A 13,810-nucleotide genomic window follows, 5' to 3' on the forward strand; every position below is an offset into this window, starting at 1 on the left:
GGACGCACGGCGGGGTCACGCTGAACCGTTTTATACCCAGCCAGCCCACGACGCAGGAAAAAATGCAGCGTAACCTGGGAGAAAAACGGCTTATCGCAAAATGTGCGGCGCAGTGGGTCAAGGCGGGCGATGCGGTGGTGCTGGATGCCGGCACCACCGCGCTGGAACTGGCGCGGCAACTTACGCATCTTCGCCTGCGGGTGATCACCGCCGACCTGCACGTGGCGCTGTTTCTTTCGGAATTCAAACAAATCGAAGTGACCATCATCGGCGGGCGTATCGACGACAGCAGCCAGTCTTGCATTGGCGAGCACGGCCGGCGTTTTTTGCGCGGCATCAACCCGGATATCGCCTTTGTCACGTGCGATGCCTGGAGCCTGGAGCGCGGCGTGACCGCGCCCACCGAGGAAAAAGCCGGTTTGAAGGAAGACTTGCTAAGAAACGCCCGCCGGCGGGTGTTGCTCGCCGACCATAGCAAATATGGCGCCTGGGCGCTGTACCGTGCGGTACCCCTGGATGCGCTGACGGATATCATTACCGACGAGGGGCTGGATGCGCAGACTCGCCACTCGCTGGCCGGCCATGATTTTGCGCTGATACTGGCGGATGAGGCTGTTTCCCTCGCAGCCGGCTAAGTGCGGGAATGTTGCCGCGTTCCGTTTATACTCGTCATACTCCACGTTGCCGCTTTGTTGGCTGGGGCGGCTTAACGCCGCGGTGCAATTTGAAATAGGTTGAGTGGATAGGGTCAATGAATGAACACCTTTTTCACTTGTTTTGAAAAAATAAAATATGGCACCCAGATAAATGTTGACATTGTTGCTATAAACGCAGATCCGATAAGAGAGAGTCCTGCAGGAGCGGGAAGGATAAAACCAATGACACCGAGAATGGCGAATAAAATGAAATTCATTATCTGATAGGCAATGATAATTTTCGGCGCATATTTTTTTCTCTTAAAGAAAATGATGATTGAGTACAAACTGAAACAACTTAACGAACAGAAAAATAAGGAGTAATAGAATAAAAATGAACTCGATAAAAAATGAAAATACTTGATGCTGGAATAGCTAAATATCGATGTTAGCGCTATGCTTGAATAAAAAATAGCGCATAAAATGATTCCTATGATTGGTACATATAACCAACCACTGATAACCGTGTCTTTATGGTTTGGACAGGAGGCGCAGTATCTGTTTAGCATGGCTGCTTCGGAAGGACTGTTATTATTCGTCATAGATTAGAATGGTTTCTTGATTGTGTTAAAACTGAGGATTAAGGGTTTCACAAAAGCATTATATCTTTTACCTAAATACGTTCAATGGATCAGTGTTATGTTTGGCAAACATCTGGATTTTGTTTTAAATTTATTTACTTTATGGCGGAGAGGGCCTGCCTGTTCAAGGGGCCTGTCAAATCAGCATTGCTGTTTTTCCGCAATAAAATGCCAGATATAATCATTCACATTAAAATTATATCTAAATCAGTGCAAAACTGAGGTGGGATAGATGAGAGCATGAAACTAATTAGATATTGTATTGTGCCCAGCGAATGTTCAAAAACGCTTATTGCGGTCCCGATGAAAAATTGACTTGCCTGAATAAGCGCTCCGCCTAGTACCTCGCCAGAAGGCGGCTCAACTCGGATTACGCGTTCCGAACAATCGCCAAATAGCCCAAATTACTCACCGGACTGAGTGGCGTCTATCATAGCGTCCATACCCTGAACCGAACGGCGCCCGATACAGAAAACGATTCACAACACCCGGAATAAACATCAATCATGTCCGTAGACTGACCGTGATGCTGATGTGACATCGGGGAGATCGGGTCGGCGATGTCGCCGGAACGCTCAGCCGTGCCCGTTCATCCGTCGGGCGCCGGGTTAAGGGGATTACGCTATCGGTTGTTGAAGAATTAAAATTCTTCTTCGCAGGACGCTTCCGCCGCTGGCCTGTTGAACACATCCGTACAGTGTTGTGTGAACGGATATTCAGGGAAGAACAATCCTCTTTATTTGCGGTCCGGCGGGTTTTCATAAACACGCGATGATCGGAATGGGTGCGCTGCACCATAATGGAGCGCAGTTCTGATCTTTATGGTGCCATTTTCCCTAATTTCCCTGAATGCAAAGTATACGATAAAACGCTTGACGCATTTCGCTTCTGTGGCATATTTTATTTTATATAAAAAATGGAACAAAGTCCCATAAAATGGAACCAAAGGTGACTTGTGCTTACTTCATGACAAATAACAGGATGGAATTCTTGTTTTTGGATGATTTTTCACGTTTGTGTTCAAGAACAGGGCAAGGCCGAAGATCCGGCCGCCCTGTGATGGCGCTATTGACGGTTGTATAATTGATATGCCTTCAGGGGGGCAAATGAACAAACGCTCTGTGCTATTGATCGTCGGTTTTATTTTTATGGCGTTGCTGGCCGGCTGTAAGGAAGGGAACGATAAAGGTCAAACACTGACTATCGGATTGGAGGCGGTGCCCCGTACATTGGACCCGGTTAAATATACCGGTACTTATGAATCGGATATTATGATGAATATTTTTAATACCCTGGTCTATTACGACAAGGATATGAAAAATATTATTCCCGGCTTGGCGACGCATTGGACGGTGAGTCCCGATTTACGGGAGTATCAGTTTGACCTGCGGGATGATGTCTATTTCCAGCCGGGAAAGTTCCAGAAAGGTCGGAAAATGACCGCTGAGGATGTGCGGTACAGCCTATTGCGTTCGGCCAAAGAATCGGTAATGAAGCGGGCGCGGATGATAAAGGATGTCCAGGTCGTGTCGCCCAATAAGGTTACCGTCATTCTCAACGCGCCCAATGCCGCTTTTCTCTCGGTGTTAACCGATGTGGGCAATGCGGTGGTGCCGAAGGAGGAAGTGGAGGGGCAAGGCGCCGCCTTCGGTTTGCATCCGGTGGGCACGGGTCCCTTTATCCTCAAGGAATGGCGCAAGGATGATAAAATCAGCCTGGTCCGGTTTAGCAAGTATTACGACCCGCAAGTCAAGCTGGGCCGGGTGGTATGGAAGTTCATTCCCGATCTGAATATGATGACCAACTCGCTGCTGACCGGCGAAATCGATATCGCCAGCAATATCGATGGCCCCAATCGCCAGGCGGTGGAACACAATAAGCACACCCGTCTGTTATCCGTACCGGGAATGAATGTCACCTTCAGCGCAATGAATCTACTTGCTGGCCCGACCAAGGATATCCGGGTGCGCGAGGCCATCCTCAAAACCGTCAATTTCGACGAATTGGTGAAGGCCATTTTTCAATGGGGCGGCGCCAGCCGTTCTTTTTCGCCGTTGCCGAAGGGGTCCTGGGGTTATGACGCCAACGCGGCTCAATTGGCCTCGGCCCAGGATATCGACGGCGCGAAAAAGCTGATGGCGCAGGCCGGTTATCCTCATGGTTTCAGCGCGACGCTGGTGACCCCGCAAGACCCGGACCGCATTAAAGCGGGCACCATCATGCAGCAACAACTCAAACAAATCGGCATTGATTTAACGGTTAAGAGTATGGAATGGGGCAGCTTCAGCGAAGCGGTGTCGAAAGGGCAGGCCACTTTCTATAACTTGAGCTGGTCATGGTACCCCGACCCGGATTTCTTCCTTTATCAGATGTTTTCCACCCAACAGATCGGGTCATTGGGCAATGGCCAGGGTTACAGCAATCCCGAGGTGGACAAGCTACTGGCCGACGCGGTCAGCGTCAGCGGCGAGCAGCAGGCCAGACGCGCGCTATATGTCCAGGCGCAACGCAAAATCCTGGCGGACGCTCCACGTATCGAGCTGTGGACCAAAGACTTTGTCAATGGCGTCAATGACAAAGTCCAGGGCTTTAGCGTCTCCTCGGACGGCATGTTGCGCATTGAGACTCCGGATATCCACGTCTCGTTGACGAAATGAGCGCGGTTAAAACCAGGAGAACGGCCTCGCTATGATTCGTTTCCTTATACATCGCCTGTTGCAAACGGTCATTGTCCTTCTTTTAGTGGCGACGGTGGTGTTTCTGATTACCCGGATTATTCCCGGCGATCCGGCGGCGATCATGTTGGGGCCGCAGGCAACGGTGGAAGCGGTGCATGCGTTGCGGGTAAAACTCGGGCTGGATCAATCGCTGTTGATACAGTACGGCTATTTTTTGAAGGATTTGCTGCACGGGAATCTGGGCTATTCCATCTATTATGGCGAGCCGGTCAGCGTGTTAATCCTGGAGCGGTTGCCCAATACCCTCCTGCTGGGCGGATTCGCCTTGATATTAGCGTTGCTGGTGGCGTTGCCGGTGGGGGTCGTTTCGGCGGTGCGCCAGCACAGCTGGTTTGATTCGCTTAGCATGCTGTTCGCCCTGGTGGGGGTGTCAATGCCGGTGTTTTGGCTCGGGCTGCTGCTGGTGCTGCTGTTTTCGGTGCATCTGGCCTGGCTGCCGGCGACCGGCATGGGGGATTGGGACGAAGGGGCGGGGGATATCCTGCGGCATCTTATCCTGCCCGGCGTGGCGCTTTCCACTATCCCCATGGCCACGTTTGTCCGAATCATCCGTACCGCGATGCTTGAGGTCATTCACGCGCCTTTCATTCGCACGGCGCGCGCCAAGGGGCTGTCGGAATTCAAGGTCATCGGCAAACATGCCTTGCGCAACGCCTTCAATCCGATTCTGACCGTGTTGGGCATACAGGTTTCCTCCCTGTTGAGCGGGGCGGTGCTCACTGAAACCATATTCGCCTGGCCGGGAATGGGGCGGCTCATTATCAGCTCCATTGAAAAAAGGGACTTCATGGTGGTGCAAGGTACGGTGATGTTCGCCGCGCTGATCTTCGTGTTTGTGAATACTTGCATCGATTTGCTGTATGTGGTGGTGAACCCGAAGATTGATCTGAATAACCGCCAGGGAGACGCGTAAATGGAGGTGATGCGCCGCTTTTGCCGTAACCGTAATGCCGTGTTCGGACTTATCGTGGTGGCGGCCATTATGCTAATGGCGTTGCTGGCCCCGTGGCTGGCGCCGCATAATCCCAATCAGATGCACCTGGATGCCCCGCTGCGACCTTTGGGCAGCGTGGGCGCTTTGCTTGGTACCGATAATTATGGCCGCGACATCCTCAGCCGGCTGATTTACGGATCGCGCGTTTCCATCCTGATCGCGTTCGTCGCCATTTTTATCGGCGGGTTTTGCGGGACGGCGCTGGGTCTGATAGCCGGTCATTTCGGCGGTTGGCTGGACAGCGCCATCATGCGGTTGATGGATGCGTTATTCGCCTTTCCTTCCGTACTGTTGGCCATTGCGTTAATGACGGTACTGGGCGACGGTATTGTGAATCTGATTATCGCCATCAGCATCGTCAACGTGCCGAATTTCGCGCGCATCATCCGCGGCGAGACGCTGGCCATTAAAAAAGAAAGCTATATCGAAGTGGTGCGCAGTCTGGGGGCGGGCCCCTTCCGTATCATCGCGCGCCATATTCTTCCCAACACCGTCGCCCCCTTAATCATCTATGGCACCATGAGCATCGCCGGCGCCATTTTGTCGGAGGCGGCGCTCAGTTTCCTCGGCCTGGGGGTACAACCGCCGACGGCCACCTGGGGCAATATGCTGCGCGATGGGCAGGAATTTCTTCGCATTGATTCTACGATGACCATTACCGCGGGTTTCGCCATCCTGCTTACGGTTCTGGCCTTCAATCTGGTGGGGGATGGGTTTCGCGAGGCCCTCGACCCAAAATTGAGAAAATGAGGTACTGCATGATCGACTTAATCAACCTTGTCGGGGCAACGCTGCGGGATGATCTGGTGACGGCGGCGCATTATATTCATGCCAATCCGGAACTGGGGCTGGAAGAGAAAAAAGCCCAGGCGACGCTGGTGTCATTGCTGCGTCAGTATGGTTTTACGGTGGAAACCGGCTTGGCGGGACTGGAAACGTCCTTTGTCGCCGAGTTCAGTACCGGACCGGGTCCCGTTATCGCTTACCTCGCTGAATACGACGCGTTGCCGGGCATTGGTCATGCCTGCGGGCATAATATCATCGGCACCGCCAGCGTGGGGGCCGGCATCATCACCAAGCAGGTGATGGAGCGTAACGGTCTCGGCGGCACGGTGAAAGTATTCGGCACGCCGGCGGAGGAAATCGGCGTCGGTAAAATCAAAATGATTGAAGCCGGCGTGTTTGCCGGGGTGGACGCCGCCATGCTCATGCATCCCTCCGACATCGCCATGGCGGATGATATCTCGTTCGCCAACGCCACTTTCGAATACCACTTTACCGGCAGCCCCGCGCATGCCGCCGCTTATCCCTGGGAAGGCCGCAACGCGTTGTCGGGGGTTATCGAGATGTTCAACGCGGTCAATGCGCTGCGTTTACATGTGCGGGATTTCGGCCGAATCAACGGCATCATTACCGAGGGCGGCGTCGCATCGAACATCATACCCGACAGCGCCAAGGCGGTATTCAATCTGCGCGCGCTGGAAAGCGCCGCGTTGGCCAAGATTATCGAGAAAGTTCATCAGTGCGCGCGCGGCGCGGCGCTGGCCACCGACACCGAAGTGGCCATAACCCGGCAGGGCTACGGCAATAAAGAGATTCGCAACAACAAAATCATCGTGGGCCTGGTGGCGAAATATTTCGACGCATTCGGCATCGACCATATTCCCCGCGAGCTGACCCAAGGCATCGGATCCACGGATATGGCCAACGTCACCCATGAATTTCCGGCGGTGCAATCTTATATCGGTATCGGCAAGGCGGCGGGCGCCACCCATACGCTGTCCTTCGCCGAAGCCGCCGGTTCGGCGCAAGGGGATCGCGCAATTATGGATGCCGCACGGGTAATGGCGGCTTCCGGCCTGGAGATGATGAGCGATGGCGCGCTGCTGGCCCGAGTCAAAGCGGAATTCGACGCTCGCGGGACCGCCGACTGATGCCATTGCTGGAAATCCGCGACCTGACAGTGCGCTTCGCCGCCGGCAAGGGCGAGGCCAGAATTATCGATGGGCTGGATGTGCGCGTCGGGCAGGGGGAAATGCTGGCTATCGTCGGTGAGTCCGGCTCCGGTAAAAGCGTCACCGCCCTGAGCATCATGGGGCTGTTGCCGGAGCAGGCGCGGGTCGGCCGCGAAAGCCGCATCTTGTTCGACGGCGTCGACCTGCTGACCTTGTCGCCGGCGGCGATGCGGGCGCGGCGCGGTAAAGAAATCGCCATGATTTTCCAGGATCCGATGTCGTCGCTGGACCCGTGCTACACCATCGGCGACCAGTTGATTGAAACCCTGCGGGCGCATCAGCGGGTAAGCCGCGCCGAGGCATGGCGTCAGGCGGTAGCGCTACTGAAACAGGTTCGGCTGGCCGAGCCGGAGCGGCGAATGAAGCAGTATCCCCATCAATTGAGCGGGGGGATGTGTCAGCGGGTGATGATTGCCATGGCGCTGATTACGCATCCGCGGTTACTGATTGCCGATGAGCCCACCACCGCCGTGGACGTGACGCTGCAAGCGCAGATTCTGGCGCTGCTCAGGGAACTGAATCAACAAATGGGGATTACCATCATCATGATCACGCATGATTTGGGCGTCGTCGCCGAGCTGTGTCAGCGGGTGCTGGTGATGTACGCCGGCGGCTGCGTGGAATACAGCGGCGTTGAGGCGTTGTTTCGCCAGCCGCGGCACCCCTATACGCTGGGATTGATGAATTCCCGGCCGACGCTGGCGCGTATCGGCCAGACGTTAACGCCCATCGAGGGCAATCCGCCGGATCTCGCCCGTCGGCAGCCGGGATGCCAGTTTGCCGCGCGTTGTCCGCAAGCTATGCCGGTATGCCGACATGACGCGCCAGCGTTGAACCCCGTGGCCGATGATCACTGGACAGCCTGCTTCCTCGCGGAGAAAAAAGCGCCATGAGCGATGAGACGATCTTATCCGTCGAAAACCTGAGTAAGGTGTTTCGGACAGGCCGTACCGGCTGGCTGGGAAGAAAAGACCACGCGGTGCGGGCAGTGGATGATGTGTCCTTTGCCTTGCGCCGCGGCGAGACATTAGGCATTGTCGGCGAATCGGGTTGCGGCAAGTCCACCACGGCGCGCATGATAGTCGGCCTGCTGAAGCCCAGCGGCGGGCGGGTGCGTTTCCATGGCCGTGACGTGCACGAGGATACATCCCAAGACCGACGTCAGGTCGCGCGCAATCTGCAAATGGTCTTCCAGGATCCGTTTTCGTCGCTCAATCCCCGCCATAATGTGCAAACGATTCTCTCGGAGCCGTTTCGCATCCATGGCATAAAACTGTCGTCACAAGCGCTGCATCAGGCGGTGGTGGAACTGTTGTCGCTCATCGGCCTGGATGAAAACGCGCTCGGCAAGTTTCCCCATGAGTTCAGCGGCGGACAGCGGCAGCGTATTAATATCGCTCGCGCAATCGCACTGCGACCGGAAATCATTATTTGCGATGAGTCGGTTTCGGCGCTGGATGTCTCCATCCAGGCCCAGATCCTCAACTTGTTGCGGCGCCTACAGGCCGAACTGGGTCTGACGTATCTGTTCGTTTCGCACGATCTGGGCGTGGTGCGCTATATCAGTGATCGCGTCGCGGTAATGTATTTGGGACGGGTCGTGGAAATCGGCGATTGCGACGCCATTTACCGCCGGCCATGCCACCCCTACACCCGGCTGTTGTTTTCCGCTATTCCGGCCGATACGCCGTTTGAACGTCGCAATATCGCGATGCTGCCTGCCGGTGACGCCGCCGCGCCGCCGGGGGGCGGCTGTGCGTTCTACCCGCGTTGCGATAAGGCGTCGGCGGCGTGCCGTCGACCGGTGCCGGATTGCGTATTGGAAGATGGACGGCGGGTCGCCTGCCATTTATATGCCGGCTAACCCGCGTTGAGAATATTCCTTGCAGAGCAAGGAGTAAGCTAATTTTGTCATTAAGTGAAAATTTTTGTATTTTAATGTAAATTACCCCGGTTTCTGTCCAGGGGAAGCATTGATTTATCGATAAAAGAAGTACTTAATGGGATTCCCATCACTGACCGCCGATGCTTTCATTATGCACAGAAAACGGGCGCACATGTTACTCACGCTGATCTTAAGCCTGGTGCTGGCGGGCTGCGCGCGCCAAGGCCGTGATCATTCTGCGTCGTCGCAAGGGGCCGATGGCGTCCCCGCCACCGATCCCTCCGATCTGATTCCGGTGGTGGCCGCGCTTCACGACCAGATGCACACCTGGCATGGCACGCCCTACCAATGGGGCGGGACGAAATTAACCGGCGTGGATTGTTCCGGTTTTGTCTGGCGAACCTTGAAAGATCGTTTCAACCTGCCGGTGGCCAGGCTAACCACGCTGGATCTCGTGCATATGGGGACCCGCGTCAATCCCAGCCAGTTACAGCCGGGCGATTTGGTGTTCTTCCGTATCAAGGGCGAATTGCATGTGGGTTTCTATGACGTCGATAATTATTTTCTGCATGCTTCGGTCAGTCAGGGGGTGGTGCGTTCGTCGTTGACGAATCCTTATTGGAAATCGGTCTTCTACCAGGCGCGGCGATTACAGAGAGAATACCATACCGACATCACCATGAATAAAAGCAGCCTGACGGCGCCCAAAAATCACGGCGTCTAACATTGCCGGCCCAGCGTCACGCCAAGGGCGCGCTTGATACGGCCGGAAAGCCGGGCATCGTCTCCCGGCGAAGCCGGCGTTGCGGCCGGCATCAGCCGACCGGTAGGGTTATTCGTCGACGGCGATGGGCTGGCGGACGATAAACCAGTAACACACCGCCGCGCAGGCGGCGATCAGCCCGCCGCTGATGAACGCCAGGGCATAGGAACCGGTGGCATCGGCAATCAGCCCGGTGACCAGCGGCGACAGGGAACCGGCGAAATACCCGCCGAAGTTTTGAATCCCCCCGACGGAACCCACCATTGATCTGGGCGCCACATCGCCCGGCAATGCCCAGCCGTTGGCCGAAACCGAGGCAAGCATCGCCATGCCGATGGACAGCAGCACGATAGTCGCCGTCAAACCGGGGAAGAAGGGCGCGGCCATTAAAGCCAGTCCGCCGAACAAAGCGCAGATCGAAATCACCGCTCGCTTGGCGGTCAATGGCGAGGCGATATTACGATCAACCAGCAGTTTCGATACCCAGCCGCCGATAAACGCGCCGATGATACCGGCAAAGAAGGGTAGGGACGTCAGAAATCCGGCCGATTTAAGATCGATGTGTTCGGTCTTGAGCAGGTACAGCGGGACGAAATAGCTCAGGATGTTAAACATCCAGATATAGCAGAACCACCCCAGGATCATTCCCCAGATAGCGCGATAGCGAAACAGGTCGCGCCAGCGCATCCCCTTGTGTTCCTGAACGACTGATCCCAGCGCCGAGGCCGTACCGCCGCCGCCGGCGCGGATGTAATCGAGCTCTTGGGAGGATAGCCAGCGAGCCTGCTCGGGTTGCCGGTAGAAGATATAGAGTATGATGCCAAACAGGATCCCGGCGCCCCCGGCAACATAGAACAGCACACGCCAATCGGTCGCGAGCATAATCATCACCAGTAGCGGCGGCGCAATGGCCGGACCCCATTTTGACGAGGCATCCCAGATACCGGTGGCCATGGCGCGTTCTTTCTTGGGAAACCAGGCGGACGTGATCTTCGCGGCGCTTGGCCAGCAAGGCGCTTCGGCCACGCCGAGCAAGGCGCGGGCGAAGATCAGCCCCAGCATGGATTTCATTACCCCGGTAAGCATGGTCGCCCCGCTCCAGAAGATAATGGCGGCGATATAAATTCGCCGCGCGCCCAATTTGTCTATCAACCAGCCGGCCGGTAACTGGCACACCGCGTAAATAAGCGAAAAGAACGTTCCCAACAGGCCGATGTCGGCGTTACTGAGATGCAAATCGCTCATCATATGCGGCGCCGCCACCGACAAGGCCGTTCGGTCGATGAAATTCACTATCCCGCCGAGCAACAGGATCAACACGATAATCCATCGCTTGTTTCCCCTGGACCGCGCGGCCTCGGGCGCCGATGATGCCGCTTCGGGCGCCGATGATGTCGGAAGTGCCATTTTTTCCTCCCTCGCATCGCGGTAGGGCCCGGATGCGTTATTGTCATTGGTCAGTAAAGAGGTTTGAAAAAACCCCGGTTTCCTTGCTTAACAGCAACACCCCCCAGCGGGGACGCTAAATCGCACGCGGCGCCGGCATTACGCCATTTTGCCGGCCTGCAGGGCGGCAACGAAGGCGCGGGCGTTTTCGCCTACCGCCTGTGCCGACAGGCCGGGTTTGTAGAGCGCCGATCCCAAGCCAAACCCGGCCGCTCCCGCGGCCAGCCAGGGAGACATCGTCTGCGGCGTGACCCCTCCCACCGGAAGCAAAGGGACATTGGCGGGAAAGACCGCCCGCAGCGCTTTCAGCACGGCGGGGGACATGCCCTCGGCTGGAAACAGCTTGAGCCCGTCGGCGCCGGCCTCAAGCGCCGCGAAGCCCTCGGTGGGCGACGCGATGCCCGGCGTACAATACAGGCCGGTTTCATGAGCCCGCCTGATGACGCGCGTATCGGCGTGGGGCATGACAATGATCCTGCCCCCCGCGGCGGCGATCCGGTCCACGTCGGCGGGGTTGAGCACGGTTCCCGCCCCCACCAGCAGGTCCTCGCCGAACTCCGCCGCTAAACGCCGGATACTTTCAATCGGCTCGGGCGAATTCATGGGGATTTCGATAATGGCGAAACCCGATTCTTTCAGGACGCGGCCGACAGGGAGGATGTCGTCGGGTGTTACGCCGCGCAGGATGGCGATGAGCGGCATGCGCTTTAGCCAGGTTTGCAGTGACATGGGTTATTCTCCGGTAGAGGGCGTGACCAGGCCCGCGGCGCAAGCAATACGCCACAGTCCCGTCACCGCCGTGTTATCGATATGTTCGGCGCCCGGCAGGCCAAAGCTGTCCAGCGCCTGACGGTACCGCGCCACCAACCCTGAGGCGCCGATAAGGATCGGGGCCGCCGCGGGATGCCGCACGGCCAGCGCCGAGGCGATCTCTCCGCCGATCAGTAATCCGGAGAGATAATCAAGACTGACCGCCGCCGGCATTTCGCCCAGGAGCGCCTCGGCCCGGGTGGCGAACAACTGCGGCAGGATCGAGCCTTGACGCGCGGCCGCGACGCCCGCGCTGAAGGCCTGATCGGTTTGCTCAGGCGTCGCGGGCGGTAAATCGGGGGTAACCAGGCGGCCAAGTATCGAATGCTGGCGGAGCACGGCGAACAGTTCGCCGGTCATATAGGTCGAGAAATCCGTGATACGGCCGTCCGCTATCGCGACCCATTTGGAATGGGTGCCGGGTAAGACCAGATGCGCCGAGGCGGCCAGTTCCGGCCGTTCCGCCAACGCGCCGGCGATTTGCGTCTCCTCGCCGCGCATCACGTTGGCCGGGCGGCGCTGCGCGACGCCCGGTACGATGTGTAAGCCCCAATCGGGCAAAAACGCCATCGCGCGGGCAAGCTCGTTTGGGCCGGCGGGGCAAGGGAGATAAGGGGCTTCGCGCCAGCCCTGCGCGGAACCGATCATGCCCGAGGCGAGCGCGGGCAAATCCGGCCGCGCCGCCCGCCAGGGCGCCACGACGCGCGCGAAAACATCGGCAAATCCCCCGACGGGCACGCTCATGATGCCCTCCGGGCTGGCGGTGCTGGCAAGGACTCGGCCGCTTTGGTCCAGGCACCAGGCACGCAGCGAACTTGTTCCCCAATCTAGGGCGATTAGTGCGGCATCGGTTAAACGGGTCATATACCTTCTTCTTGTGATTTACGGGGTTGTCGGCCGGGAACCCGCCTGTCCTTTGCCCGACCAGCCGATGGCATGTGAAATGGCGAAAGCGCATTGCTGTACCAGCGGCGCGATGTCCTCCATCCGGCGTTCATCCATCCAGGGCTCCGCCGCGGCGACGCTCACCGCGGCGACGATACGCCCGCCGGCATCGCGTATCGGCGCGGCGACGCAACGGACGCCGAATTCGTTTTCAGCCAAATCGAAAGCGTAGCCGCGACGGGCATAGCCCTGCATGGACGCGCAAAAAGACGCCCACGGCAAAGGATGGCCGCCATTGACGGTTTCGGCTCCGGTCACTGCGCCGTCATAAAGCGTTCGCCACGCATCGGCGCTCATATCGAGCATCAGCGCCTTACCCACCCCGGTGAGCGCCATCGGCATCCGCGATCCTATGCGTGATCGCAGCTCATAGCCGCGCTGGCCGGGGATCTTATCGATATAAAGCACCTCATGGCCTTCAGGGAGTACCAGATGCACGGAGTCCTGTGTCTGGGACGAGAGTGACTCAATATGCGGGCGGGCCAGTACGGCAAGGGGGATTTGGTCGCGGGCGCGGAAACCGAGCTGAATGAGCTTCGGGCCCAAAAGATAGGCCCCCCCCTCAATACGCAACAGTCTTTCGCGCACCAGCATAGCCGCGAGGCGCTGCGTGGTACTGCGCGACAGTCCGACGGCCAGGCTGATTTTACCCAAATCATCCGCGCCGTCGGCCACGGCGTCTATGACGCGTATTCCTCGCTCTAGCGTTTGCGTACCCGCGGGTCCGGATTTTTGCATGTGTCACTGTCCTCCGTTATGGGAAATCATGTTCTCACTAAACCAATAAGTCAATATGTGATCTATTAACCCAATATATGGGTTTTTGCGGGCTTTTACCTCATTTATTTCAATTGCCGGGAAGCTTGCAACTACCCACAATTATATTAAGGTAATCATTAAGATAGTTGGGATGAATTACTTTCAGGGATGGTTGAATG

The 13,810-nt window shown here is 57.0% G+C and carries 13 protein-coding genes; 8 read left to right on the forward strand and 5 right to left on the reverse strand.

What is annotated here, in order from left to right; all coding sequences use genetic code 11:
- Nucleotides 1-635: DeoR/GlpR family DNA-binding transcription regulator (locus FCN80_RS24340; protein ID WP_136992915.1), on the forward strand; the 635-nt coding region annotated here is incomplete at its 5' end.
- A 113-nt stretch (nt 636-748) separates the two neighbouring features.
- On the opposite strand, the gene FCN80_RS27525 is transcribed toward FCN80_RS24340, so the two are convergent.
- A complete protein-coding gene (locus FCN80_RS27525; protein ID WP_136992916.1) occupies nt 749-1,237 on the reverse strand; it encodes a DUF2569 family protein in 489 nt (162 codons plus the stop codon).
- 1,145 nt (nt 1,238-2,382) lie between these two features.
- Here FCN80_RS27525 and FCN80_RS24350 point away from each other — a divergent pair.
- The 7 genes from FCN80_RS24350 to FCN80_RS24380 all read left to right on the forward strand — a co-directional run bounded on the left by FCN80_RS24350 (nt 2,383) and on the right by FCN80_RS24380 (nt 9,632).
- Nucleotides 2,383-3,933, forward strand: coding sequence for an ABC transporter substrate-binding protein (locus FCN80_RS24350; protein ID WP_136992917.1), 1,551 nt, complete (start codon nt 2,383-2,385; stop codon nt 3,931-3,933).
- 31 nt (nt 3,934-3,964) lie between these two features.
- On the forward strand, nt 3,965-4,927 hold the full coding sequence (locus tag FCN80_RS24355) for an ABC transporter permease (protein ID WP_136992918.1): 963 nt from the start codon (nt 3,965-3,967) through the stop codon (nt 4,925-4,927).
- Nucleotides 4,928-5,758 (forward strand): ABC transporter permease, encoded by an 831-nt coding sequence (locus FCN80_RS24360; RefSeq protein ID WP_136992919.1) that lies wholly within the window; start codon nt 4,928-4,930, stop codon nt 5,756-5,758.
- An 8-nt stretch (nt 5,759-5,766) separates the two neighbouring features.
- The gene (locus FCN80_RS24365) at nt 5,767-6,942 is read left to right on the forward strand and encodes a M20 family metallopeptidase (RefSeq protein ID WP_136992920.1); all 1,176 of its coding nucleotides are present in this window, start codon (nt 5,767-5,769) and stop codon (nt 6,940-6,942) included.
- On the forward strand, nt 6,942-7,916 hold the full coding sequence (locus FCN80_RS24370) for an ABC transporter ATP-binding protein (protein ID WP_230492924.1): 975 nt from the start codon (nt 6,942-6,944) through the stop codon (nt 7,914-7,916). The genes FCN80_RS24365 and FCN80_RS24370 overlap by 1 nt, the downstream gene beginning before the upstream one ends.
- Nucleotides 7,913-8,887, forward strand: a complete 975-nt coding sequence (locus FCN80_RS24375; protein WP_136992922.1) for an ABC transporter ATP-binding protein — start codon at nt 7,913-7,915, stop codon at nt 8,885-8,887. The genes FCN80_RS24370 and FCN80_RS24375 overlap by 4 nt, the downstream gene beginning before the upstream one ends.
- Before the next feature lie 136 nt (nt 8,888-9,023).
- A complete protein-coding gene (locus tag FCN80_RS24380) occupies nt 9,024-9,632 on the forward strand; it encodes a C40 family peptidase (protein WP_230492925.1) in 609 nt (202 codons plus the stop codon).
- Nucleotides 9,633-9,740: 108 nt separating this feature from the next.
- On the opposite strand, the gene FCN80_RS24385 is transcribed toward FCN80_RS24380, so the two are convergent.
- From FCN80_RS24385 to FCN80_RS24400, 4 genes are all read right to left on the reverse strand, one after another.
- Nucleotides 9,741-11,078, reverse strand: coding sequence for an MFS transporter (locus tag FCN80_RS24385; protein ID WP_136992923.1), 1,338 nt, complete (start codon nt 11,076-11,078; stop codon nt 9,741-9,743).
- Nucleotides 11,079-11,216: 138 nt separating this feature from the next.
- Nucleotides 11,217-11,846: a 2-dehydro-3-deoxy-6-phosphogalactonate aldolase gene (locus FCN80_RS24390; RefSeq protein ID WP_136992924.1), complete on the reverse strand. Its 630-nt coding sequence runs from the start codon at nt 11,844-11,846 to the stop codon at nt 11,217-11,219.
- A 3-nt stretch (nt 11,847-11,849) separates the two neighbouring features.
- Complete coding sequence (locus FCN80_RS24395) at nt 11,850-12,791, reverse strand: 2-dehydro-3-deoxygalactonokinase (protein WP_136992925.1); 942 nt, start codon at nt 12,789-12,791, stop codon at nt 11,850-11,852.
- 18 nt (nt 12,792-12,809) lie between these two features.
- Complete coding sequence (locus FCN80_RS24400; protein WP_136992926.1) at nt 12,810-13,610, reverse strand: IclR family transcriptional regulator; 801 nt, start codon at nt 13,608-13,610, stop codon at nt 12,810-12,812.
- Nucleotides 13,611-13,810: the final 200 nt, after the last annotated feature.

The organism is Martelella alba, assembly GCF_005217455.1.
Taxonomy (GTDB): Bacteria; Pseudomonadota; Gammaproteobacteria; order Enterobacterales; family Enterobacteriaceae; genus Acerihabitans.

Excerpts from the sequence above, each read along its gene's own strand:
- FCN80_RS24365 (WP_136992920.1), top strand. The coding sequence starts at position 5,767 with ATGATCGACTTAATCAACCTTGTCGGGGCAACGCTGCGGGATGATCTG.
- FCN80_RS24385 (WP_136992923.1), bottom strand. The coding sequence starts at position 11,078 with ATGGCACTTCCGACATCATCGGCGCCCGAAGCGGCATCATCGGCGCCC.
- FCN80_RS24400 (WP_136992926.1), bottom strand. The coding sequence starts at position 13,610 with ATGCAAAAATCCGGACCCGCGGGTACGCAAACGCTAGAGCGAGGAATA.
- FCN80_RS27525 (WP_136992916.1), bottom strand. The coding sequence starts at position 1,237 with ATGACGAATAATAACAGTCCTTCCGAAGCAGCCATGCTAAACAGATAC.
- FCN80_RS24395 (WP_136992925.1), bottom strand. The coding sequence starts at position 12,791 with ATGACCCGTTTAACCGATGCCGCACTAATCGCCCTAGATTGGGGAACA.
- FCN80_RS24390 (WP_136992924.1), bottom strand. The coding sequence starts at position 11,846 with ATGTCACTGCAAACCTGGCTAAAGCGCATGCCGCTCATCGCCATCCTG.
- FCN80_RS24350 (WP_136992917.1), top strand. The coding sequence starts at position 2,383 with ATGAACAAACGCTCTGTGCTATTGATCGTCGGTTTTATTTTTATGGCG.
- FCN80_RS24375 (WP_136992922.1), top strand. The coding sequence starts at position 7,913 with ATGAGCGATGAGACGATCTTATCCGTCGAAAACCTGAGTAAGGTGTTT.
- FCN80_RS24380 (WP_230492925.1), top strand. The coding sequence starts at position 9,024 with ATGGGATTCCCATCACTGACCGCCGATGCTTTCATTATGCACAGAAAA.
- FCN80_RS24355 (WP_136992918.1), top strand. The coding sequence starts at position 3,965 with ATGATTCGTTTCCTTATACATCGCCTGTTGCAAACGGTCATTGTCCTT.
- FCN80_RS24370 (WP_230492924.1), top strand. The coding sequence starts at position 6,942 with ATGCCATTGCTGGAAATCCGCGACCTGACAGTGCGCTTCGCCGCCGGC.
- FCN80_RS24360 (WP_136992919.1), top strand. The coding sequence starts at position 4,928 with ATGGAGGTGATGCGCCGCTTTTGCCGTAACCGTAATGCCGTGTTCGGA.